The sequence below is a fragment of the Peterkaempfera podocarpi genome (genome assembly GCF_042466665.1).
Classification (GTDB): domain Bacteria; phylum Actinomycetota; class Actinomycetes; order Streptomycetales; family Streptomycetaceae; genus Peterkaempfera; species Peterkaempfera podocarpi.
Map to the genome: position 1 here is coordinate 4,896,055 of NZ_CP162102.1, position 24,233 is coordinate 4,920,287.

The window sequence follows — 24,233 nt, forward strand, 5'->3', positions numbered from 1 at the left end:
GCCCGCCCGGGGCGGAGGCGAACCACGGTGGCGTGCCGTACGTCCTCATCTTGGCGGCGGACCGCCGCGGCCTCCGGCGTGCCCCGGCAACCCCGGCAGCGGCGCGGCCCGGCCCTGCTGGTTGGGAGTTCGGCGGGTCGGCATTGGAGAATCGGACGACCCACCCCGCGGCGGCACGCGGCGGGGCGGCAGAGCGGGGAGGTGCGGAGGAGTGGACCAGCTGACGGCGCACGATCCGAGGCGGATCGGGCCCTTCGAGGTGCTGGGACGCCTCGGCGCGGGCGGGATGGGCCTGGTCTACCTGGCGCGGTCCGCGTCCGGGCGGCGGGTGGCCATCAAGACCGTGCGCGCGGAGCTCGCCGAGGACCAGCTCTTCCGGGTCCGCTTCAGCCGGGAGATCTCCGCCGCCAAGACCGTCAGCGGCTTCTACACCGCCGCGGTGGTCGACGCCGACGCCGACGCCCCCGTGCCCTGGCTGGCCACCGCCTATGTCCCCGCGCCGTCGCTGGAGGACCTGGTCAACGAGTGCGGTCCGCTGCCGGTGGAGGCGGTCCGCTGGCTGATCGCCGGCATCGCCGAGGCGCTGCAGTCCATCCACGCGGCTGGGCTGGTCCACCGCGACCTCAAGCCGTCCAACGTCCTGGTGGTGGAGGACGGCCCCCGGGTGATCGACTTCGGCATCGCCGCCGGGGTCTCGCACACCCGGCTCACCATGACCAACGTCGCGGTCGGCACCCCCGCCTACATGTCGCCCGAGCAGGCCCGGGACAGCCGCAGCGTCACCGGCGCCAGCGATGTCTTCTCGCTGGGCTCGCTCCTGGTCTACACGGCCACCGGCCACCCGCCCTACCGGGGCGCCAACCCGGTGGAGACCGTCTTTGCGCTGCTCCGCGACGAACCCGACCTCTCCGGCCTGCCCGAGGAGCTGGCGCCGCTGGTACGGGCCTGTATGCGGCCCGCCCCGGAGCGGCGGCTGACTCCCGCGGAGATCCAGGCCGAGCTGGCGCCGCACCTCTTCGCCCGGGGCGACTCCGGTGGTGACGGCGACGCGGGGGAGTGGCTGCCGCAGAGCGCCATCGAACTGATCGAGCGCAAGCGCGGGCGCCGTACGGTCCCGCCGCCGGCCCCGCTGCCCGCTCCGGCCCCCGTACCCGCTCCGGTCCCCGCCCCCGTGCCGCAGCCGTCCGCCCCGCCGTTGCCCCTGCCACCGCCTCCCGTGACGGCCCCGCCGATGCCGGCCGCCCCGCCCGTCGCACCGGTCTCGCTGGACCGCCGCAGCGCCCCCGCCCCCGCCCCGGTGGCCGCCGAGCTCCCCGAGCCGCGGCCCGCCGATCCCCGCGGCGGCGCACACCGCCCGCCGCAGCCCGGTGACACCCCGGCCACCGAGCGGCTCGCCCCGGGACCGCGGCACCGCGGTGGACCCGCCCGCGAGGACGACGCCGCGGGGGTCCGGCTGGCGGGCGCCTCGGTACGGATAGGGCCCGGTCCCCGCGCCGAGACCACCGCGCTCCCGGCTGCGGCCGCCTCCCCCGCCACCGACTGGGTGCGGGCCCCCGTGCCCTCCGCGCCCGTGCCCTCCGCGCCCGCACCGTCCGCCCCGGCGCCCGTACCCGCTCCGGCCCCGGTACCCGCCCCCGTGCCGCAGCCGGCCCGGCCGGTGACGCCGCCCCGCCCCGCAGCCGGACCCTGGCGGCCCTGGCGGTTCCGGATGTCCAACGATGTCTGGGGGACCCCCGTGGTCGCCGACGGCACCCTCTTCGTCTCCTCCTTCGAGGTCCACGCCCTGGACATCACCACCGGCCAGCGCCGCTTCAAGACCCGCGACGTGGCCTGGGCCACCGCGGTCTGCGACGGCCGGCTGCACACCGCCGACGGCCCGCACCTCTACACCCTGGACGCGTCCGGCGGAGCGGAGCAGTGGCGCAGCGCCCTGGACGGCTGGATCTACTCGCTGGACGCCGCGGCAGGTGTGGTCTGCGTCGGCACCCGCGGCGGCGGAGTGCAGGTGCGGTCCGCCGCCGACGGCACCGAACTGTGGCGGGCGGCCGACGCCCAGCAGGACTACGAGACCCCGCAGTCCGGCCCCGCGGTCGTCGGCGACTGCGTCCACTACTACGGCGGCGGCCGGCTGCGCGCCGCGGATCTGCGCACCGGCCGGATCCGCTGGACCGTGGCGGTCGGCGAGGACGTCCCCTCGCGCCCCGTACTGCGGGACGGCACGCTCTATGTCACCGCGGGCACCCGGGTCCTCGCCCTGGACGCCGCCAGCGGGGCGGAGCGCTGGCGCTTCGAGGCGCCGGTGGTGCTCTTCACCCCGCCCGCCCTGGACCCGGCCGACGGCCCGCACCCCGAGCTCGGCCTCTATGTCGCCGACTACCTCGGCACCCTCTACGCCCTGGACGCCGCCACCGGCCACCCGCGCTGGCACGGGCGCACCGCGAGCCGTCAGGGCGCTGAGCCCGTGGTGGTGGCAGGAGGCTCGGTCCTGCTCGCCGGCGGTGAGACGGTCTTCGCCTTCGACGCGGTCAGCGGCCGGGAGCTGTGGCGCTATGCCGCCCGGGGCGAGGTGGTCGGCTCACCGGCGGTCGCCGGGGACCTGGTCCACATCGGCAGCCGGGACCACTCCCTGCACACCGTCGACCTCGCCACCGGCAGGCTGCGCTGGGAGCTCGGGACCAAGGGCGAACTCACCGGCTCCCCGGTCGCGGTGGACGGCAAGGTCTTCGTCGGCAGCAAGGACCGCTGCGTCTACGCGCTCCACTCGGTCTACGGCACCGCCATCCCCGGCGACCGCTCCTGAGCCCGGACGACCACCCGGCCGGAGGGGCCCCCGGCGCCGCCCGGCACCCCTGAGGGGAGGCGTACCGCCGCGGGCCTTCCGCGCCCCCGGTGCGGTGGTCAGCGGCGGGCGCCGGGGTGGCGCAGGCACCAGCCGTCCCAGGCCGAGGCCACCATCTCGGTCACCCCGTGGCGGGCGGTCCAGCCCAGCTCCTTGCGGATGAGGTCGGCGGAGGCCACCACCCGGGCGGGGTCGCCGGGCCGCCGCGGCGTGATCTCGCCGCCGGTGTCGTACCCCGTCACCCGGCCGATCACATCGAGCATCTCCCGTACCGAAACCCCCTCGCCGCGTCCGATGTTGAGCACCAGCGAGGTTTCGCCCGCCGGATCGGCGGTCAGGCGCTCCGCGGCGGCGACATGGGCGGAGGCGATGTCGGAGACATGGATGTAGTCACGGATACAGGTGCCGTCGGGCGTCGGGTAGTCCGCGCCGAAGATCCGCGGCGCCGCGCCCGCGGTGAGCCGCTCGAAGACCATCGGGACCAGGTTGGAGACCCCGGCGTCGGAGAGCTCCGGGGTGGCCGCGCCGGCGACGTTGAAGTACCGCAGCGACACGGTGGAGATGCCGTGGGCCCGGCCGGCCGCCTTCACCAGCCACTCACCGGCGAGCTTGGTCTCCCGTAGGGGCTCATCGGGTCGCAGGGTGTGCTTTCCGTCACCAGATCCGTGTCGGGCATGCCGTAGACGGCGGCGGAGGACGAGAAGAGGAAGCGCCGCACCCCGGCGGCGGCGGTGGCCTCCAGCACCGTCTGCAGGCCCTGGAGATTCTCCCGGTAGTAGTGGAACGGCCGCTCCACGGACTCGCCGACCTGCTTCTTCGCGGCGACATGGACGACACCGGTCACCTGGTGGTCACTCAGCGTCCGGTCCAGCAGCGCGCGGTCCAGGACGGAGCCCCGGACCAGGGGGGTGCCCTCGGGCAGTCGCGTGGCGTCGCCGGTGGAGAGGTCGTCGAGCACGACGACCTGCTGGCCGGCCCGGCGCATCGCATGTACCACATGTCCGCCGATGTATCCGGCACCGCCGGTGATCAACCAGGTCATACCAGGATCATAGGATGTCGGGTTCTTAGGAGCGCAGTGGTCCCCCGAGGGGGGCCGACACGGTCCGTTATTATGGCCCGAGGATTTTTCCGGTCAGAAGGAACATGCCCGGCCCCGGCCGTCAGGTCCCGCGGTCCGGGATCCGGGCAGGACGTACGGCGGCCGCGGGGGACAGCGGCCGCAGGGACGCCCGCCCTGCCGAACCGAGGGAGCAGGCGCGCATGTCGGGTGGCGAGCCGCGGGTCAGCGTCGTCGTGATCGTTTTCAATGACGCGCGCCGGATCGCCGATGCCGTGCACTCCGCACTGGACCAGGGCGAGGCCGTGGGCGAGGTGCTGGTGGTGGACGACGCCTCCACCGACGCCACCCCCGCCATCCTGGCGCGCCTGGCCGAGAACCACCCCCGGATCAGGGTGATCACCCGCGAGGTCAACAGCGGCGGCTGCGGCACCCCCCGGAACGAGGGCATCGCTGCCGCCCGCGAGCGCTATGTGACGCTGCTGGACAGCGACGACGTACTGCCCCCCGACGCCGCCCGCACCCTGCTGGACGCCGCCACCGCCCACCGGGCCGACGTGGTCGCCGGTGTCGCCGTCCGCCGCGAGCTGCCCGCCGGCCCGGACACCCCCTGGCAGCGCGAGCTCTACCCCGCCGACGGCGCCGCCCCGCTGCTGCTGCCCGACGGCATCGGGGAGCGGCCCGCCTTCCTGCGCGACACCCTCTCCGCGGGCAAGCTCTACGACCGCTCCTTCCTGGAGCGCAGCGGGGTGCGGTTCGCCGAGGGGGACGTCCACTACGAGGACTTCCTCTTCACCGCGCTGGTGTACGCGGCGCGGCCCCGGCTGGTCGCCATCGCCGAGCCGGTCTACCACTGGCATGTGCGGCGCGCCGCGGGGCGGCAGTCCATCTCGCTGCGCCGCGACGAGATCCGCAACTGGCGGGACCGGGTCGACGCCCACGCGGAGACCGTCCGGGTGCTGGAGAAGGCCGGGGAGCCGGAGCTCGCCGCCGCCGCCGGCACCAAGTTCCTCGACTACGACCTGCGGATGTACGTCCGTGAGCTCGGCACCCGCACGTCGGCTACCGCGCCGAGTGGTGGCGGATCACCCGGGAGCACCTGGGCGGCTTCGACCCCGCGGTGCTCTCCGCCGCCAAGCCGGCCGGACGCTGGATCGCGGCGGTGATCCTCGCCTCGGAGCAGCCGGTCGAGCTGGCCCGGCTGATCGAGCTGGCCGCCGGACCCGCCCGGCTGGTGCCCCCGTACCGGACCGACGAGGAGGGCCGCCCGGTGCTCGGCCGGGGCGCCGCAGCCGTCCCCCTGGACGGCCTGGAGAAGATCTCACTGGGCCGGCTGCCGCTCGCGGTGGACGGCGCGGTCCGCATCGGGCGCCGCTGCGAGGTGCGGCTGCGCCTGCACGAGCTGTACGGCAGGCTGGCGCCCGCCGGCCCGGAGTCGATCTCCCTGGAACTGCGTTCACGCTCGGGTGCGGAGCCGGTCGCGCTGCGCCATCCGGCGCCGCTCGTCAACTCCGGGGAGACCTGGAACGCCGCTCTCAAGGTGGATGTCTTCGAACTCGTCCGGGCGGGCCGGGCAGCCGCCCCCATGACCGCCTGGACCATCTGGGCCAACATCCGCTTCGCCGACGGGCGGACCGTGGGCACGGCCGTCCGGGCCCCCGGCGGCGGTTCGCACCGCTCCTTCGCCTACCGCCCGCCCACGGCGTTCGCGCTGGTCCAGGCCTACACCACGGGCTCCGGCGGGCTGGCGCTGCGGATCGCGGGCGGCCTGTCCGGCGTCCGCGAGGTGGCCGCCGGCCGGGTGGCCAGAGTGCTGGCGCAGCTGCGCCGGCACTGAGCGCAGGCCCGCAGGACCGCCACCCGGCCGGTCCTGCGGACAGATGTCCATACGCCAGGATGATGCTCGGGGAACACCCGCTCCGGAGCGACAAGAAGGGAAGGTGGCATGGCCGAGGCGCGTACGCCCGACGTCAGCGTCACGATCATCGTCTACAACGACGAGGAGCGACTGCCGCGCGCCGTACGTTCCGTGCTCGACCAGACGCTGCACAACCTGGAGGTCGTCATCGCGGACGACTGCTCCACGGACGGTACCGAGCGGGTAGCCCGGCGGCTGGCAGCGGCTGATCCCCGGGTGCGCTACGAGCGGCTGGAGCGCAACAGCGGCGGCTGCAGCGCCCCGCGCAACCGGGGCATCGCGGTCTCCCGTGCGCCGTATCTGATGTTCCTGGACAGCGATGACGAGCTGCCCCGGCACGCCTGCAAGTCCATGCTGCTGGTCGCCGAGGAGACGGGGGTGGACTTCGTCACCGGCGAGGTGACCCGTCTTTTCGAGGAGACCGGCCGCACCGGCCTGTGGTACCCGCAGCTCTTCGCCGAGTACCGGGTGGTCCACGGGCTGCGGGAGCGCCCCGAGTACTTCACCGACCACCTCTCCACCAACAAGCTCTACCGCGCCGACTTCATCGCCCGGCACGGCCTGCGCTTCCCCGAGGGCATCCACTACGAGGACCAGCTGTTCTCCGCCCAGGCCTACACATCGGCCGACTCCTTCGCGGTGGTGCCGTGGGAGATCTACACCTGGCGGCTGGCCCCGGAGAGCGACTCCATCTCCTCCAGTCGGCACAAGATCCAGAACGTGATAGACCGGATCGCGGTCGCCCGGCTGATCGACGCCTACCTCACCGAGGCGGGCCACGCCGACCTGCAGGCGGCCAAGGACCACAAGTTCCTCAGCCACGACATGCGCCTCTATCTGGGCGATCTGCCGTTCCGCGACCCGGCCTGGCGGGCGGGCTTCACCGAGGCCGTCGGCCCCTATCTGGACCGGATCCCCGACGAGGTCTACGCCCGGCTGGCCCGCGACGAGCGGGTCTGCCTGCATCTGCTGCGCAGCGGGCAGGCCGAGGACGCGACGGCGGCGGCCCGCGTCCTGGGCCGCCCGCAGACCGGCCCCCGGCACGCCGTCACCGAGGACGGGCGCACCTGGTGGGGCACCGAGGTGCCGCGGGACGAGATCGGCCGGCGGGAACTCGACATCACCGAGTGGCACCTGCGCGACCATCTCTTCGCCACCGCCCGGATCCGCCATGAGCTGGAGTCGGTGCAGCCGGCCGGCGCGGATCTGCGGCTGCGCATCCGCACCTACGACCCGGCCGGCGTGGTCGGCGAGGGCGCCGCGGCCGTGCTCAAGCTCGCCACCAGCGGGGACGCACTGGAGATCCCGCTGCAGCTGACGCCCGACCGGCCGGGCGAGTACCTCAGCGAGGCGGCGCTGGATGTTCGCGCTGTGCCGGTGCCCCTGGTCGGCTTCGCCGGACGCCGGCACCCCCTGATCTCGCTGGAACGCGACGGAGAGCTCCGCTCCGATCTGCTGCTGGCGCCGCAGGACCTGCCGGTACGGCGCGCCGAGGTCATGTACCACGAGGTCGGTGCGCACACGGTGACCCTCCGCCCGGAGGGCCGCGGTGCCGGCCGGCTGGAGGTCGAGTGGGAGCGCACCGGTGTGCTGCGCGCCGTCCAGCCGCTCGGGCCCCATCTCAGGACCGTCAAGCGCAAGGCCGGCCGGGTGAAGCGGATCGTCTCCGGCCACCAGGGCAAGGCCACGGTGTTCGACGCCTTCACCAAGCTGCCGGGCAAGCGGGACCTGGTGCTCTTCGAGGCCATGGAGGGGCGCGGCTACGCCGACAACCCCCGCTATGTCTACGAGGAGCTGATGCGCCGCAACCTGCCGCTGGACGTCGTCTGGTCGCACAGCGGCGACACCACCTCGTTCCCCGCCGGGGTCCCGCTGGTGCGGCGCGGCAGCTGGGAGTACGTCAGGACGCTGGCCCGCGCCCGGTACTGGGTGGACTCGCACAACCTCCCGCAGATCTACCGCAAGCCGGAGGGCACCCGCTATCTGCAGACCTGGCACGGCCAGACCATGAAGACCATGGGCTTCGACGTGCCGGCGCTGCGGATGGCCGCTCCCGAGGTGCAGCAGCGGCACCGCGAGTCGGTGGCCCGCTGGGACATGCTGGTCTGCCCCAGTGCGGAGTTCGAGCGGACCTTCGTCGTCCCCGCCAATGAGTACACCGGCGATCTGGTGCGGTCCGGCTACCCGCGCAATGACGTGCTGGTGCGCTGGGAGGAGCCGGAGCAGCTGGAGCTGGCGGCCCGGGTGCGGGAGCGGCTGAAGATCCCCGACGGGCGGAAGATGCTGTTGTACGCGCCCACCTTCCGGGATGCGGCGCGCAACTCCGGCCGGTCGATCCGGGTCGACTTCCAGGCCCTTGTGGAGGAGCTGGGCGAGGACTGGGTGATCGTGGTCCGCGCCCACTACTACGACCGGTTCACGGTGCCGCCTCAGCTCGGCCATGTGCTGCGCGACGGTTCGGGCTTCGCGGACGTCAACGACCTGGTGCTGGCCTCCGACGCCCTTCTGACGGACTACTCCTCGCTGATGTTCGACTACGCCAACAGCGGTCGTCCGATCCTGCTCTACACGGACGACTACGAGGCGTACCGCACCAGCGAGCGTGGCACCTACTACGACCTGGAGCAGATCGCCCCGGGGCCGATGCTCTCCACCACGCGGGAGCTGGCGGAGGCGCTGCACGACCTGGAGGGCACGGCAGGCCGGTACGCCGACAGCTATGCCCGCTTCCAGGAGATGTTCTGCTCGTACGAGACGGGCCAGGCAAGCAAGTTGGTAGTGGATGCGTTCTTTGAGGGCGGCAGTGATGAGTAGCGCCGGCGGCACGACGGCGGTCGGCGCCACCGACCGTTCGCGCAACATCTTCTTCGTCGGGATCGACGTCGACTCCATGGGCGGCTCCCAGCGGGTGCTGCACACCCTGGCCCAGGGCATGGGCGACCGGGGCCACCGGGTCGAGCTGATCGGCATCCGGCCCAGTCCGGAGCCCTTCCGGTACTACGCCGACCCTTCCTACCGGCACACCACCCTCTACTCGGAGCCGCCGCAGCCCGCCTGGCATCCGCGTACCCTGGGCGAGCAGATCAGCCCCGCCCGACGGATCGAGGCCCGCCAGGCGCGGTCGGACCGCGAGCAGGCGCGGGTGAGGCTGACCGAGCGGCTGAGCCGGGTGAACGACGGCTACCTGGTCATAGGGTCACCGTGGGCCGCCGACTGGATCCTCAGCCTCGACTGGCAGCACCTCCGGGGCATCGGCCAGTACCACGAGTCGTTCCAGCAGGCCCGTACCTCGGCCAACCTGGGACTGATCAAGCGTCACTATGCGCTGCTGGACAAGACGCTGGTGCTGAGCGAGGGCGACGCGGTGGAGTTCCGCAACGAGCGGCTGCCCAACATCTCGGTGATGCCCAACCCGCTGCCCTTCCACCCGGACCAGGCCGCCCCGCTGGACACCCGGCGGATCGGCGCGGTGGGCCGGCTGGACCCGGTGAAGCGGCTGGACCGGCTGGTGGAGGCATTCGCCGCGGCCGCCGCCGACCGCCCCGGCTGGGAGCTCCACCTCTTCGGTGAGGGACCCCTGGAGGGCGGGCTGCGGGCCCAGGCCGTGCGGCTGGGTATCGCGGACCGGGTCGTCTTCCGGGGCACCGCGTCCGACATGGCGTCGGCCTACCGCGAGCTGTCGCTGGTGGCCCTCACCAGTGAGCGGGAGGGACGCCCGATGGCCCTGGCCGAGGGCTCGGCCTGCGGCGTCCCCTGTGTCTCCTTCGATGTCTCCGGCGGTGTACGGGAGCTGGTCGCCGACGGCCGCACCGGCACCCTGGTGCCGCCCGGCGACGTACCCGCCTTCGCGGCGGCGCTCGGCACCCTGATGGACGACCCGGAGCTGCGTCTGCGGTACGGCGCCGCCGCCCGTGAGCATGTCGCAGGGCTGTCCCTGCCGGCGGTGCTGGACCGCTGGGAGGAGCTCTTCCGCGAGATCGACCGCTGACCTGAGGGGCCCCCGGTGCGCCGTATGCGCCGGGGGCCCCTCAGGGTGCGCTGCGGCGGCGGGGCCCGTCCGGCCCCGGGGGGTCATCCCGGTACGGAGATGTGGTGCACGGGGGAGAGGGCGGGGCCGGACCACTTGTCGCCGGAGAAGTACCAGGCGTAGCTGCCGGAGCGGGTGGGGGTGACCGTGGTGTCCAGCACCCCGGAGATGTTGGGGGCGACTGTCCGCAGGGTGGTCCAGGTGTCCGAACCGTCGGGCCGGAACTGCAGCTGCACCTGGACGTCTCCGTAGCCGAAGTAGCGGCCGTTGTCCCAGGAGGCGCGGGCGAACCAGCCCGTCAGACGGACCGGTGCGCCCGCCGCGGCGCCGGCCGGGGGCGGCGAGGTGAGCAGGGCGGCGCGCTTGACGGAGAAGCCGCCGAGGGTGCCGCTGCGGAAGGCGTCGCCGTCGTTGGCGTTGACCTGTGCGTCGACGAACCAGGTGCCGGCCTCGTCGTTCCACACCTGGTGCTTCGGGACGCTCACCGAGGCGGACCCGGTGCAGACGGAGGTGGTCGCGGAGGAGCGCAGGGCCCGGCAGTGCATCGGCGACATCTTGAGGACACCGTACTTGGGTCCCCACACCCCCACCGGGGACACCGACTTGATGCCGGAGTCGTCGCCGGCGGTGATGGAGACGGTGAAGGTGGCCTTCTGCTGGATGCCGAGGATCAGGGACCGGCCCTCGTTCACCGTCACCGACGTGATGTGGGTGTCCCCGTGCGTCGGGCTGGTGGCGATCGACGGTGCCGCGACGGCCGCGGCGGCGGCGACCCCCGCGACGGCGAGGAGAACGGATCGTCTGCGCATGGTGCTCCCAGTATCCCCCACGGGCCGCGCGCTAGTGCCGCGCGGTGGGGAGGGCGGAGAGGTTCACCCGGATCAGCCGCTCCCCGCGGGGGCCGGTGGCCAGCTGGGTGTAGAGGCGGCTCCGGGGTACGGGACGTGCCCCGGCGGACTTGATCAGCCAGCCGACGTGGTAGCGGAGCAGGATCGTCCGGCCCTGCGCGGCGGTGGTGTGCCTGCCGAAGAAGGTCTCGGTGTCCCTCCAGCGCTGCCGCTCGTCGGGGAGGAAGAAGTCCGGGTAGGCCGGGGCGACGGTGGTGGCGCCGTAGGCGGGCGCCATCCGGAGGGCGTAGTAGTCCCGGGTGAGGATCACATCGCCGTAGTGGACATATGGAGTGATCCAGGAATAGTCGCCAAAGGTGGCAACACTCTGGATATGCCACTTCTTGGCAAGGTCTTTGTACTGGGGAAAGGCGTAGGTCACCACTCCGACCTGGGTCCACAGCCCCACCGCCAGTGCCGCGGCGAGTACCGCGCCGGCGGCCCGGCGCAGTCGGCCGGGGGCCAGTGCGGTGATTTCCACCGCGACCGCCAGCTGTGCGGTGAGCGCGACGCCGGGCCAGACGCGCCCCCACGACCAGTGGTCCAGCAGGCCGCCCGCGGTGAAGACGGCGGCGCACGCCAGGAAGGTCAGCACCAGGGGGTCCAGGAACCGGGTGCGCCGGGCGCGTACGGCCAGGGCGGGCAGCGCCAGCGCCAGCAGGCCGTAGCGGGCCGGCAGGTCCCGGTAGAGCGGCTGATGGATGGCGGAGAGGTCGCCGCCGTCCGCCGCCAGCTGCCAGAAGTCGTAGTACGGCCAGAACGTGAGCACCGCCGTCATCACCAGGGCGCCGGCGGCCAGATTGCGTACGGCGCGCAGCGACCGGGTGGCGGGGGCGGAGGCCGCGATCGCCAGTGCGCCCAGTATGGCGATGGCGCCGGTGAACTGATGCACCAGCAGCACCAGGGCGGCCAGCAGACCGAGCCCGGTGCAGGGCAGCACCCGCCAGCCGGCCCGGGCCTCCTGCTGCAGCCAGGCCCACAGGTTGAGGGTGAGCCCCAGCGCGAAGGTGCTGGGGTAGGAGACGGTGAGGGTGAGCGAGGTGAAGGAGATCCAGCCGCTCCAGGTGAAGAGCTGCCATCCCCACAGCAGCACGATCAGCGGCAGCGCCAGAACCGGCGCCCAGCGCTGGTCGGTGAGCGTGCGGACGAAGCGGTGGACACCGGTCACCAGCAGCACGCAGGCGGCCACCGCGGCCACGGAGAGCACCGTGAAGGTGTCCCAGCCGGTGATCCTCGCCAGCGCTCCCAGCAGCAGCATCCAGGGCGAGTAGTAGGGGCTGGGGGTGTCCTCGGCGATCAGCGGGTTGGCCGGGTCGGAGAGGTCGGTGCGCAGCCGCTCGATCACCGCGGCGTGCAGCCCCTGGTCCCCGGACCAGGGCAGTTTGATGCAGAGCGGCAGTATCACCAGCAGGGCGAGCACGGCGAAGAGCGTGTACGGCAGGGGGAGCCGCAGCCGGAGTCCGCCGAGGCGTCCGCCGAGCCGCCGCAGGAACCGGGGCCGGCTCCCCGCGGAGCCGTCACCACCGTTGCTGCCGCTGTCCGTCCGTGCTGCTGTCGAGGATTTCTGGGTCATCTGTCGCATCCGCCGGGACTGGTCTGAGTTGTCCCATGCAGGCTACCTACAGCTCAACCGCGCACCAGGCCGGACAGCCGCGGTTCGACCAGCCGACGCAGCAGCCACTGCACCGGGGCGGTCATCAGCAGGGTGGCGACGGCAATGGCCGCCACGGTGACGGCCAGCTCGCCGAGGGGGTTGTGCCGGCTGTCGTACCAGCCCTGGTACTCGGCCAGCTTCACCAGCATGGGGTGCAGCAGATAGGCGTACATGGTGCGGGTTCCCAGCGCGGTGAACCAGGTGGCGCGGGTGGGGACCAGGGCGAGGAAGGCCGCGCCGGCCAGCAGTGCGCAGAGCAGCAGGGCGGTGTGCAGCAGCAGGTAGTGGGGGAGGCTGGAGTGCAGCTGCTGGTAACCGCGGTCCCAGTTGAGCCAGTTGAGGTTGTGCACATGCGGGACCACGGCGTACGTGGCGGCTGCGAGCCCTGCCAGGACCACGGCCGCCGCGATGCGCACCGGCCGGGTGCGCAGCCGCTCGAAGTGCTCCGGGCGCAGCTGCAGGCCGAGGACGAAGAAGGGCAGGAACTGCAGCACCCGGCCGAAGGAGAGGATGTTGCCGTTGTCGGTGGTCCCGGAGAGGTAGGAGACCAGCACGGCCACCGCGAACGGCCATCTGACGGCCCGCCACAGCGGAGTGCTCAGCCGCCACAGGAAGAGGGCGACCAGGAACCAGGCCGCGTACCAGGGGCTCAGCAGGCTGATCGTCACATGGCGCTGTCCCAGCACCTGGCTGCGGAAGAGGCTGTAGATGCACCCGAAGACGACATAGGGCACCAGCACCCCGCTGATCAGCCGGGCCGTCTGCTCGGGCCGGGCGGTGAAGCCGCGGGAGAAGTAGCCGGACAGCAGGATGAAGGCCGGCATGTGGAAGAGGTAGACCCAGCTGTAGGCCGCCTTCACCGCGACGCTGTCCTGGCCCATGCCGGAGGCCGACCAGGTGTGGCCGAGCACCACCAGTACGAGCAGCAGGTACTTGGCGTTGTCGAAGTAGGGGTCACGCGCCTTGGGCCGGGGGGTGGCGGACGGTTCGACGGCCCGGGCGGGGGCTGGGACGGTGCGGGTGGTCTCCACCGGCGAGATGGTACTCGCCACGCTTGGTTCGCATCCGATCACCTGTGATACAAGAAGCTTCGCCGATGTGCGGGAATGCATTTGTGGACCAAAGGGACAAGGTCTGGACCAGATCCGCGCGGCGATTAGTATGAAGACTTGGTGAACTCGATGTGATCTTCTGCACGAGGAAGCACCGGATGCGACCGGGGGGGCAACCTTTGCCCTGCCGCACTTGTCGGTACAGGTACAGGGATTGGTGGATCGTGCACGCAGAGGCTCCCGGGGGCAGACTCAGAGCCGGCCGGAATGGGTGCTCGGCGGGGAGTCGGGGGGACGGGCATGAGCGGCAACCCGGAGGCGTCACGGATCGTCGCGGCGTACCGCAAGGTACTGCCGGAGCGAACGCGGTACCGCATCTCGCAGCACATCACACCTGAGGTCCGCAGCCAGGTCAAGAGGCGCATATCCGAGGTCACCGTCGTACCCGAGAAGGTCGACCGGATCCGGGTGCGCCGTGCCGCCCGCCGCCGCCCCGACCTCTTCACCGGTCCCGACCGGCGGGCCGTCACCGTCGGCCACCAGCCCCGTGCCGCCTTCGTCCACCGGGACCTGACCCCGCTGCTGGCCCGCCGCGAGAACCTCGACGCGGTGGTGCACGCCCTGGAGGAGGCGGATGTCGACTACTTCTGCGTCCGCGGGCTCTTCGACCGCGCCGCCACCGTCGGCGTCGCCGACCGCGACCGCCACCGGGCCCTGCGCGCCCTGGCCCGGCTCTGCGGAGACACCCCCGGCTATGTGACGCCCCTTCCGGCCGGCGAGACCCGCGAGCCGCGCTTCTGCGAACCCGGCTACACCACCGCTGTCTGGCGCCGCGCCGCCACCGCCTCGGTGGTCCGGCTGACCTGGTACCACACCGACCCCGACGCCCAGCTGGTGCTCGGCGTCCCCTACGGCTGCGATGTGGAGTTCTGGACCGAGGAGACCCCCGGCCTGCTCACCGCCCCGCGCCGCAACCGGGTCACCGACGTCATCCCCGTGGAGGGCGAGCGGGTCGAGGCCTCCGACAGCTTCTTCACCCGCCTCGCCCCGGCCGGCCGCGACCCGCTGCCCCCGGTGCGCACCCGTGCCGAGTTCACCGCGCCGCGCCCGGATGACATCGATTTCCCGATCGACGTCGTCTACACCTGGGTCGACGGCTCCGACCCCGAGTGGCTGCGCCGCCGCGCCCAGGCAGCCGGCGAGGCCTACCACGCCGAGGCCGCCAACGCCGCCCGCTACCTCAGCCGCGACGAGCTCAAGTACTCCCTGCGCTCGCTGCGGATGCACGCCCCCTGGGTCCGGAACATCTTCCTGGTGACCGACGACCAGGTGCCGCACTGGCTGGACACCGAGGTGCCGGGCCTGAAGGTGGTGAGCCACAAGGAGATCTTCAGCGACCCCAGCGTGCTGCCCACCTTCAACTCGCACGCCATCGAGAGCCAGCTGCACCACATCGAGGGCCTGGCGGAGCACTTCCTCTACTTCAACGACGACATGTTCCTGGGCCGGGAGGTGACCCCGCAGGACTTCTTCCACGCCAACGGGCTCACCAAGTTCTTCCAGAGCCCGGCCAATGTGCCGCAGGGGGACGTCTCCCAGGACGACGTACCGGTGTCGGTCGCGGGGAAGAACAACCGGGAGCTGATCGAGAGCCGCTTCGGCACGATCATCACCCAGAAGATGAAGCACGTCGCCTACCCGCTGCGGCGCAGCGTCCTCCAGGAGATCGAGGAGGAGTTCGCCGAGCGCCACCGCACCACCATGGGCAACCGCTTCCGCAGCCTGGACGACCTCTCCATCGCCTCCTCGCTGCACCACTACTACGCCTTCCACACCGGCCGCGCCGTCCCCGGCAACGTCCGCTACACCTATGTGGACCTCGCCCTGCCGGACACCCCGGACCGGCTGGGACGGCTGCTGGCGGGTCGCGACAGGCATGCCTTCTGCCTCAACGACACCATCTCCACAGAATTGGACCTTGAGGGGCAGCTCGCACTGCTGGCACCGTTCTTGGAGCAGTACTTCCCCCTGCCCAGCCGCTTCGAGAAGCGCTGAGACCGACCGTCCCCACTTCTGCGGTCCGCTCCTCCCCGGAGTGGACCGCGGGCGCTTCACACACCGATGGAAGAGAACGTGACTGACGTCCATGACGCGCTGCCGGCCACAGTGGAACCGGAGTGCTGCGAGCTGACCCACCGGCTGCATCCGGTGACGGGTTACATTCACCCCGGTCTGACGCCTCTCCAAGCTCGCTCGGAGAATTTCGCCGCCGTCACCGGAGCGCTGGACGACGCACGCGTCGACTGGTTTACGGTGCGTGGCTTCGATGATCTCGCAACGGTCGTAGGCGTCCACGAGGACGACCGCCAGCGAGTGGTCGAGGCGCTGACCGAGCTGTGCGGCCGTCGACCCGGCTACATCCAGGCCGTCCAGCCCGCTGCGAAGACCCCCGGCGCTCCGGCTCGCGGAGATGACCCCAAGACGTGGGCGAAGCTGGCGGAGGCAGAGGTCATCCGGGCCGTCTGGTACCACACGGAGCCCACCCGGTCGCTCGTGTGCGGGCCCGGCTACGGCTGTGACATCGAGTTCTGGTCCACGGCTGAGCCGCCGGAGGCCGACGACTTCGAAGGTGCCCAGGCCATTGCGCTCGACGTCCCCGAGCAGCTCTCGGCGCCCCGCGCGAACCGGGTTGCGCGTCTGATCCCGGCCCAGGGCAGGACTGTCGAAGCGCCCGGGCACCTCTTCACCAGGGCGGCGCCGCGCACTTCCACCGCTCTCCCCCGGGTGCGCACCCGCGAGGAGTTCACCATCCCGCTCTTCGAGGACTTCGACTTCCCTGTTGACGTCGTCTACACCTGGGTGGACGGCAACGACCCCGCATGGCAGCGCCGCCGTGCCGAGGCCTCCGGCGAGGTCTACCATGCCGAATCGGCCTCGCTGTCCCGGTACATGAGCCGCGACGAGCTCCGCTACTCGCTGCGTTCCCTGCATCTGAACGCACCCTGGGTGCGCAACATATACATCGTTTCGGACGACCAGGTGCCGGAGTGGCTGGACACCGGCGTGCCGGGCCTTCGGGTGGTCAGCCACAAGGAGATCTTCAGCGATCCCGGCCTGCTACCGACCTTTAACTCGCACGCCATCGAGAGCCAGCTGCACCACATCGACGGCCTTGCCGAGCACTTCGTCTACTTCAACGACGACATGTTCATCGGGCGTCCGGTCGGGCCGCAGCTGTTCTTCATGAGCAACGGCAACGCGCGCTACTTCCCCGCACGCGGACGGGTTCCGCAGGGCGAGATCAGCGCGCTGGACACCCCGGTCGATGTCGCCACCAAGAACAACCGGCGGCTCTTCCTGGAGCGGTTCGGACGCTCCGTCACCCAGGTGATGGAGCACGCTCCGTACGCGATGCGGCGCAGCGTGCTGGAGGACATGGAGCGGGAGTTCCCGGATGCCTTCCGAGGCACTGCCGCCGCCCGCTTCCGCAGCCTCAGCGATCACAACATCGCTTCCAACATGGTGCACTACTACGGGTACTTCACCGGTCGGGCAGTGTCCACCTCCATGCGCTTCAGTTATGTCGCGCTGGCTGCGAAGGATCTCCCGGGACGTCTGGCCCGCCTGCTGCAGCGTCGGGACCGGGACACGTTCTGCATCAACGACACCTTCGCTGGGGACGACGACATCTCGGAGCAGAACGAGCTGCTGATGGACTTCCTGGAGGCGTACTTCCCGGTGCCCAGCCCGTACGAGAAGGCCTCGGCGGGTGGCGCGTGAAGATCGCCTTCCTGGTCCACAACATCTACGGCATCGGCGGCACCGTCCGCACGGTGATCAACCTTGCGGAGGCCCTGTCAGCCCGCCATGAGGTGGAGATCGTCTCGGTCTACCGTCGGCTTGAGACATCGCTGTTCGACATCTCCCCGAACGTGCGGGTGACGCCGCTGATCGACATTCGTCCCGAGCCGGACGGAGTGGACCGCGACAACCCGTTGTACGCGGAGCGCAGTCGGCTGGTGCCGCCGTCGGAGGAGTTCTTCCTCCAGTACAACGCCTTGTCGGACCAGCGCATCGTCGAGTACCTCCGCAGCACCGACGCCGATGTCGTGATCGGCACCAGGCCGAGTCTCGCCCTGCTGGTCGCCGAGTACGCGCCCGACTCGGCGGTCCGGCTCGCCCAGGAGCACATGTCGCACACGGCAGTGCCGAATGGCACCCGCGCCGCGATCGCCCGGCTTTACAAGCGAATCGACGCGGCGGTCACGGTGACCGAAGCCGACGCCGAATCCTTCCGTACCACCACCCCGGTCTCCGGCCTGCGGGTCCTGTGCATCCCGAACGGCGTGCCGGTGCCCAGGATCACCCCGGCCGACTGCTCCGGAAGGACCGTCGTCGCAGCCGGCCGACTGATCGACTGGAAGCGCTACGACCTGCTCATCCATGCCTTCGCCAGGGTGCTCCGCGAGGCTCCGGACTGGAAGTTGAGGATCTACGGATCCGGTGCGGAGCGCGGCGCGCTGACCGCTCTGATCCAGGATCTCGGGATCTACAACAGCGTCACGCTGATGGGCAGCGTCTCCCCCATGGAAGCGGAGTGGGTCAAGGGCTCCATAGCGGCCGTCGCGTCGGACTTCGAGCCCTTCGGTATGACCCTGGTCGAGGCCATGCGCTGTGGCGTGCCGGTGGTCAGCACCGCGTGTCCGGACGGCCCGCCGGAGATCCTCAACCACGGTGAGGACGGACTGTTGGTGCCGGTGGGAGATATCGCCGGCTTCGCGGCCGGACTGCTGGAGCTCATCCAGGACGAGGACAAGCGCCGCAGGATGGGGCGTGCGGCATTGCAGAACTCCCGCCGATTCGACCCCGACGTGGTGGCCCGCCGGTACGAGGCACTGATCGCCGAGATCTGCGCGGAACGGGACCTGTCTCCTTCCGCCGGCACGCGCCGGGCCACGACTCGACGGGCGAGCGGTTCCGTGGTGGCCGCTGCCGCTGCCGCTGCCGCTGCATCGTCTCGGGTCACTGCCACGGCCACCCAGGGAGGCGTCCGCAGGCTGTTCGGCCGCGCGGTGCGTGCCGCAGGTACCAAGGTCGGCCTGGGCTCGGACCCTGTTTCGCCGGCCACCCCCAGCACGGCTGTGCCCGGCAGCGGCGTCCCGGTGGGCGGATGCGTGGCCGCCCGGTCGGGAGCTGTCGCTGTCACGGTCGAGTGGCCCGGCTTCGAGGACGACGACGCGAAACTGGTCTGCCGGGAACGGACCAACCGCAAGGCGAAGGTTCGTGCGGCCCTGCGTCCCAACGGGCAGGGACGGTTCGAGGCACTGCTGCCCGTCTCCACCGGGAAGCTCTACGAGGGCCGCTGGGACCTCTTCGTCGAGACCGGCGGGAAACTCCATCGGCTGCGTGCGGGAATCCGCGATCTGCGTGAGCTGGTCTTGCTCGACGAGCGGACCATGGAGCTCCCTGTGCGCAGACACGTGCCCTACGCGACCCTGGACGGGTTTCTCGCTGTCCGGGCATGGGTGCGCGACCGGCACGCCGAGATGACCGCCATCCAGGTCTGTGACGAGGGCTTCCGCATTGAGGGCCGATTGGTGGCGGAGCCCTTCGGGGAGCAGCGGCCGATCCTCACGGTGCGCAGCCGGGGTGAGCACGACCTCGACTTCCGCTTCGAGGGCAGCAGCTCTGGTGGGGACGATTTCCGCTTCCTGCTGCCGGTGGAGCAGTTGGTGGAGGTACGGCTGCGCAAGCACGAGGACTGGGACCTGTGGATCAGCCGTGCCGGTGTGCCCGGGGAGGCGAGGCTCGCCAGAGTGCTCACCGACATGGCGGACCTCAAGGGCATCCAGGTGTACCCCAGCCTCGGGTGGGTGGACGACACACCGCCCGAACTGGCCCACGACATCCCAGGCGGTGCGGTGCGGATCCGGCCCTATGTCGCCCAGACCAACGAGATCTCCCTGAACGTCGTCGACCGGGCCTGACCGCCTTCACCTTCCAGGAGCCCAAAAGTGTCGTCCACCGCGTTGGCTGGTAACTCTGCCTCGCAACACTCCCGGACAGCTGCGCCAGGTGGCGTCGCACGGGTGCGTGACCCCTTCTTCGACAACGCCAAACTGCTGGCTGTAGTCCTTGTGGTGTGGGGTCACAGCTGGGGGCCCCTGGTCGGGGATCCCGAGCACTACCGCGGGCTGCGTGCCGCCTATCTCGTGGTGTACCTGTTCCACATGCCGCTCTTCATCATGATCTGCGGCTGGTTCTCCAGGTCGTTCGCAGAGAACGCGTCGCACCCCGCGCGGTTGCGCAGGCTGTTGACCAGTACCGTAGTGCCCTATCTGATCTTTGCGACGGCGTACACGCTCCAGCGCAACTACCGGACACACTGGGAGCCGATGCAGCTGCTGCGGCCCTGGTATCTCACCTGGTTCCTGGTCGCACTGTTCGTCTGGCGTGTCACCGCGCCAATCTGGCGGATCGTCAAATATCCGGTCGCGGTCGCCGCGGTGGCGATGCTCGCAGTCGGCGCCACCGAGCCCTCGGGTGACCTGGTCCTCGGGCAGGTTCTGCAGTTCCTGCCATTCTTCGTGCTGGGCCTCACCGTGTCCGCCGAGCGACTGAGGCAGCTGCGCGAGTCCAGGGCGCTCCGCTGGGCGGCCGTGCCGGTCTTTGTCCTGGCGTTCGTCGCCTGCTACTGGCTCGCGCCCCGCATCCGCACCACCGAGTGGCTCTTCCATCGCTCGGGACATGAGCACCTGCATGTGAGCCTGCTGCACTGGATGGGCGTCACCCTGCTCATCGCCCTGGTCGGACTGGCCCTCAGCCTGGCCTTCCTGTCACTGGTGCCGCGCGGTGAGAACCGCCTCACCTCGTTGGGGGCCGGTTCCCAGTACACCTATCTGCTGCACGGCTTCCTGGTACAGGCCGTGCTGGGATGGGGCGGATACAAGCTGCACCTCTGGTCGACCTGGCCGGGGTACCTGCTGTTGAGCGCGCTGGGGGCAGCGGTCGCGCTGCTCTGTGCGACGGCCCCGGTCCGACGGCTGCTGCGCTGGGCCGTGGAGCCCGAGATGCGCTGGGCGTTCAAGAGCGGCTGAGCCGGATGGGCCGCTGGCCCTCGGAACGGTACGGCCGCTCTGCCTTCGGGCTGTGCGGCCGTACCCCCGCTGACGTGCGCGGCCGGCGGGTGACTCTCGGATTGCAGGCTTTCCCGGCCCACTGGTGGGATGGGCAGGGTCTGACATCTGCAGCCGGTCGCTGAGGCGACGCTCCGAGCTTCTTGAGGTGTGAACTCCGCATGGGTACGGACTCCGCGTCTTCCCCCTCTTCCGTACCCGGGACCGCGTCGGTGAAGGCGGACCCGAAGGCATCCGGGGCGGGAACGGCGCTGCGGGCGGCTGCTCCGGCCCTGCTGGGATACACCGTAGTGAGGCTGATCGGCATCGCCGTCCTCGCGTGCTGGGCCGGCGGCCGAGGTGTCGGGCTGCCCGTGCTCCTGGGGCGGCGCTGGGATTCGGTCTGGTATCTCGGCATCGTCCAGCACGGGTACGACGCGGCGATCCCGCTGCCGGGAGATGTGGGCCAGCCGCAGAGCAACCTGGCGTTCTTCCCGCTGTACCCCGGCCTGATCTGGACGGTGTCCCACCTTTCCCCGCTCTCGGCCGACGCGGCAGGGTTGCTCGTGGCCTGGGTGTGCTCCCTGGCGGCCGCCTGGGGCATCTTCGCTGTGGGACGGACACTGTACGACCGCGACACCGGAGTGGTCCTCGCGATGCTGTGGGGTGCCACACCGCATGCGCTGACCGAGTCGATGGCCTACACCGAGCCGGTCTTCACGGCCCTTGCCGCCTGGTCGCTCCACTCGGTGCTGAGGCGGCGCTGGATCGCTGCCGGCGCCTTGAGCCTGCTCGCGGGTCTGACCCGGCCCACCGGCATCGTGCTGGCCGTCGCGATCGGCCTCGCCTCCGTGACGGCCCTGTGGCAGTACCGTCGAACGGGAGTCGCCGCAGGCGCGCTGACAGGGCCTGCGTGTCGGCGGGTCCTGGCGGGTGCGGTGCTCGCCCCACTGGGCTGGCTTGCGTACGTCGGCTGGGTGGGTGCGCGTCTGCACCGGTGGGACGGCTACATGCTGGTCCAGAGCGGGTGGGGTTCCACCATCGACGGAGGGTCCTACACCCTTCGGCACATGATCGACGTCTTCGCGAAGTCGCCTGACACCAGCCTGGTGTACGCGGAGATCACGGCCACGCTGGCGGCGGCCGTGGTGCTTCTCGTATTCTGCGTCCTCGACCGGATTCCGCTGCCGCTGCTCGCCTTTGTGGCTCTGACACTGCTCATCACGGTGGTCGGGGCCGGTTACTTCCATGCCAAAGCGCGATTCCTGGTGCCCGCTTTCCCGCTGCTGCTGCCTCTAGCTCGCGGAATCGCCCATACCAGCCGCACCCGTGCCGCCGTCATCCTCGGTTCCGCCGCCCTTCTCTCGGGGTTCTACGGTGGTCACCTCGCGCTGGTCTGGACACACTCCCCTTGATGCCCTTCGAGGCAGAGGGAGCGCAGCGGGAGACGACTGCGGCCATCAGCCCGCCGCGGACCGGTGGGCCGCTCTGCGCAGGGTGCCGCGGCATCCTGCAGGGCACCGCCGAATTCGGTGCACCGTACGGCCTGCTCCACCTGACGCCCGATGAGGACCGCTGACCGGCTTGGCTGGAGCGGAGGCTTCGCCCTCTAGGATCTGATGGACGCCCTACCGCGCATGGAACCCCAGGATGCCCATGGACACCCCGGTCACACTTGCCCGCCCCGTCGACGCCGACGACACCGCCTCCAGCCCGGCTGTCCCGCAGCGGCTGGGACGGGAGGCCTGGGCGGTGGTCGCCGCCTCGGTGGCGGCGATGCTGGCGGTGGGCTTCTGGGGGCTGGACCGCGGGTCGATGTGGCAGGACGAGGAGGCGACCTTCGACGCCTCGCGGCGGACGGTGCCGCAGATCCTGGCCATGGTGCACCATGTGGACGCCGTGCACGCCGTCTACTACCTGCTGATGCACTTCTGGATGCTGCCGGGCGGCGGCGAGGTCTGGATGCGGGTGCCGTCGGTGCTGGCGGCGGGTGCGGCCGCGGGGCTGGTCGCCGCGCTGGGTGCCCGGCTGCTGAGTCCGCGTGCGGGGCTCTTCGCGGGGCTGGTCTTCGCTGTGATCCCCTTTGTCTCCTTCTATGCGCAGGAGGGCCGCTCCTACGCCCTGGTGTGCGCCGTGGTGCTGCTGGCGACCTGGTGCCTGGTGCGGGCGGTGGAGGACCCCGGTGCTCGCTGGTGGTGGGCCGGGTACACGGCGGCGTCGACGTTCGCGGCGCTGCTCCACGAGTTCGCCGTACTGGCCCTGCTCGCCCATGCCGTCACGCTGCTGCTGAGCCGGGTGCCGGGCCGGGTGCTTCGCCGCTGGCTGGTCTGCACAGTGGTCTGCGGTGTGCTGCTGGCACCGTTGGCGCTGGTCTCCCGAAGTCAGTCGACGCAGGTCAGCTGGCTGGAACGGCCGGGCTGGGGCACCGTGTGGGCGCTGCTCAAGCTGCTGGCCGGGCCGGTCACCGGGGTGCTGGTGCTGCTGGCGGCGCTGGTGGCCGCGGGCCTGACGACCTCCTGGCGGGCCGGCGGCCGGCTGACCCTGGCTGCCGTGGCGGCGCCGCTGGCGGTGCTGCCGCCGGCTGTTCTGCTGCTGGTCTCGTTGCAGCAGCCGATGTACCACGAGCGCTATGTGCTCTTCGCCGTCGCGGGTGTGCCGCTGCTGGCCGCCGCCGGGCTGGAGCGGATCGTCTCGGTGTTCCTGGCCCGGGCGCGGCTGCGCAGGCCGGAGGCGCTGCCCCGGGCGCTGGCCGCGCTGCCGTGGGTGCTGGGTGCGGCCGTGGTGGCGGCGGTGCTGGTGCCGCAGCTGCCGCAGCAGCGTGCCGAGCGCGATGTCCTCTCCCGGTCGGACAATCTGGCGGGCGCGGCCCGGGTGGTCCGCAAGGGGGCCAGGCCGGGGGACGCGGTGGTCTTCATGCCGTCCAAGTACCGTGCGGCCAGGCTGGGTTACCCGGAGGCGTTCAAGGGCCTGGAGGACATCGCCATGCAGCGGACGCCGGTGCAGGCGGCCAACCTGCGGGGCACCGACCGCAGCAAGCGGGCCATCCGGGAGGCGATGCTCAAGGCCGACCGCATCTGGGTGGTGGGCCGTGGCGGGCTGAAGGTCCGGGCCGGTGAGGGCGGCGCGCTCGATGAGCAGGCTGTCCTGCAGCAGTACTTCAGGCCGGTGAGCAGCGTCCGGGTGCACGGGCTCGAGGTCCGCCTCTACGTGCGCACGTCCTGACCCAGGGCTGGCGGTGCTGCCGTCGGAGGCGGCAGCGTGGCCGGGTCGAGTGCGGCCCGGCGCTGGTTCCGGGAGACGTTCCCGGAGTTGCGGCCGCGGCGCCGACGGGAATTGCTGTGGCTTTGCCGGACCGCCGGGCGCACAATGCGGAACGGCCGTTCTGGGGCGTGGAAGGGCAGGATTCCGGCGTTGACGCAGACTGGGCCGAAATCCACTGGAATTGTTCTTTCCGGCGCTTTGGAAAGGGTCCCCGAGAACAGTCGCGCTTATGCGGTCCGGAGCCTGCACGACCCGCGCCGACCTGCTGTTTCCGGCCGTCAGGGCGCCGGTCCGGCCGGCGGCGGAGTGCTTTGCCGGGGCGGTGCGGCGGGGCGGTGCGGCGGGTCGGTGCGCCGGGTCATCCAGGTTCCGGTGCATGGCGTGTGCGCTCTGTGGGCCGGTCCGTTCCCGGTGGAGTCC

The 24,233-nt window shown here is 71.3% G+C and carries 15 protein-coding genes and 1 pseudogene; 12 read left to right on the forward strand and 4 right to left on the reverse strand.

The window, feature by feature from the left end:
• The first annotated feature begins 211 nt into the window (after positions 1-211).
• Positions 212-2,800, forward strand: coding sequence for a PQQ-binding-like beta-propeller repeat protein (locus tag AB0761_RS21575; RefSeq protein WP_377270738.1), 2,589 nt, complete (start codon positions 212-214; stop codon positions 2,798-2,800).
• Positions 2,801-2,898: 98 nt separating this feature from the next.
• Here the strand turns inward: AB0761_RS21575 and galE are convergent.
• Positions 2,899-3,881: pseudogene (gene galE / locus AB0761_RS21580) on the reverse strand (UDP-glucose 4-epimerase GalE).
• A gap of 221 nt (positions 3,882-4,102) precedes the next feature.
• Here galE and AB0761_RS21585 point away from each other — a divergent pair.
• The 4 genes from AB0761_RS21585 (at position 4,103) to AB0761_RS21600 (ending at position 9,805) form a co-directional block, all read left to right on the forward strand.
• A complete protein-coding gene (locus AB0761_RS21585; RefSeq protein WP_377270740.1) occupies positions 4,103-5,065 on the forward strand; it encodes a glycosyltransferase family 2 protein in 963 nt (320 codons plus the stop codon).
• On the forward strand, positions 5,062-5,736 hold the full coding sequence (locus tag AB0761_RS21590) for a hypothetical protein (RefSeq protein ID WP_377270741.1): 675 nt from the start codon (positions 5,062-5,064) through the stop codon (positions 5,734-5,736). The genes AB0761_RS21585 and AB0761_RS21590 overlap by 4 nt, the downstream gene beginning before the upstream one ends.
• A 108-nt stretch (positions 5,737-5,844) precedes the next feature.
• Positions 5,845-8,631: a CDP-glycerol glycerophosphotransferase family protein gene (locus tag AB0761_RS21595; protein ID WP_377270742.1), complete on the forward strand. Its 2,787-nt coding sequence runs from the start codon at positions 5,845-5,847 to the stop codon at positions 8,629-8,631.
• Positions 8,624-9,805: a glycosyltransferase gene (locus AB0761_RS21600; protein ID WP_377270743.1), complete on the forward strand. Its 1,182-nt coding sequence runs from the start codon at positions 8,624-8,626 to the stop codon at positions 9,803-9,805. The genes AB0761_RS21595 and AB0761_RS21600 overlap by 8 nt, the downstream gene beginning before the upstream one ends.
• Positions 9,806-9,888: 83 nt before the next feature.
• Here AB0761_RS21600 and AB0761_RS21605 read toward each other — a convergent pair whose 3' ends face one another.
• From AB0761_RS21605 to AB0761_RS21615, 3 genes are read right to left on the reverse strand one after another with little or no spacing between them, the layout of a single operon-like run.
• Positions 9,889-10,653, reverse strand: a complete 765-nt coding sequence (locus AB0761_RS21605; RefSeq protein ID WP_377270744.1) for a calcium-binding protein — start codon at positions 10,651-10,653, stop codon at positions 9,889-9,891.
• A 31-nt stretch (positions 10,654-10,684) separates the two neighbouring features.
• The gene (locus AB0761_RS21610; RefSeq protein WP_377270745.1) at positions 10,685-12,304 is read right to left on the reverse strand and encodes a hypothetical protein; all 1,620 of its coding nucleotides are present in this window, start codon (positions 12,302-12,304) and stop codon (positions 10,685-10,687) included.
• 53 nt (positions 12,305-12,357) lie between these two features.
• Positions 12,358-13,416, reverse strand: coding sequence for an acyltransferase family protein (locus AB0761_RS21615; protein WP_377270746.1), 1,059 nt, complete (start codon positions 13,414-13,416; stop codon positions 12,358-12,360).
• Between the two features lie 321 nt (positions 13,417-13,737).
• Between AB0761_RS21615 and AB0761_RS21620 the strand changes: the two genes are divergently transcribed.
• From AB0761_RS21620 to AB0761_RS21650, 7 genes are all read left to right on the forward strand, one after another.
• Complete coding sequence (locus AB0761_RS21620) at positions 13,738-15,492, forward strand: stealth family protein (protein WP_377270747.1); 1,755 nt, start codon at positions 13,738-13,740, stop codon at positions 15,490-15,492.
• A 78-nt stretch (positions 15,493-15,570) separates the two neighbouring features.
• Positions 15,571-17,217 (forward strand): stealth family protein, encoded by a 1,647-nt coding sequence (locus AB0761_RS21625; protein WP_377270748.1) that lies wholly within the window; start codon positions 15,571-15,573, stop codon positions 17,215-17,217.
• Positions 17,214-19,424, forward strand: a complete 2,211-nt coding sequence (locus AB0761_RS21630; RefSeq protein ID WP_377270749.1) for a glycosyltransferase family 4 protein — start codon at positions 17,214-17,216, stop codon at positions 19,422-19,424. The genes AB0761_RS21625 and AB0761_RS21630 overlap by 4 nt, the downstream gene beginning before the upstream one ends.
• 102 nt (positions 19,425-19,526) lie before the next feature.
• Positions 19,527-20,534: an acyltransferase family protein gene (locus AB0761_RS21635; protein WP_377270750.1), complete on the forward strand. Its 1,008-nt coding sequence runs from the start codon at positions 19,527-19,529 to the stop codon at positions 20,532-20,534.
• A 251-nt stretch (positions 20,535-20,785) separates the two neighbouring features.
• Positions 20,786-21,967 carry a hypothetical protein gene (locus tag AB0761_RS21640; protein ID WP_377270751.1) on the forward strand — a complete coding sequence of 394 codons (1,182 nt, stop codon included), beginning with the start codon at positions 20,786-20,788 and terminating at the stop codon, positions 21,965-21,967.
• Positions 21,967-22,131: a hypothetical protein gene (locus tag AB0761_RS21645; RefSeq protein ID WP_377270752.1), complete on the forward strand. Its 165-nt coding sequence runs from the start codon at positions 21,967-21,969 to the stop codon at positions 22,129-22,131. The genes AB0761_RS21640 and AB0761_RS21645 overlap by 1 nt, the downstream gene beginning before the upstream one ends.
• A 77-nt stretch (positions 22,132-22,208) precedes the next feature.
• Positions 22,209-23,774 carry a glycosyltransferase family 39 protein gene (locus AB0761_RS21650; protein WP_377270753.1) on the forward strand — a complete coding sequence of 522 codons (1,566 nt, stop codon included), beginning with the start codon at positions 22,209-22,211 and terminating at the stop codon, positions 23,772-23,774.
• The last annotated feature ends 459 nt before the right edge of the window (positions 23,775-24,233 follow it).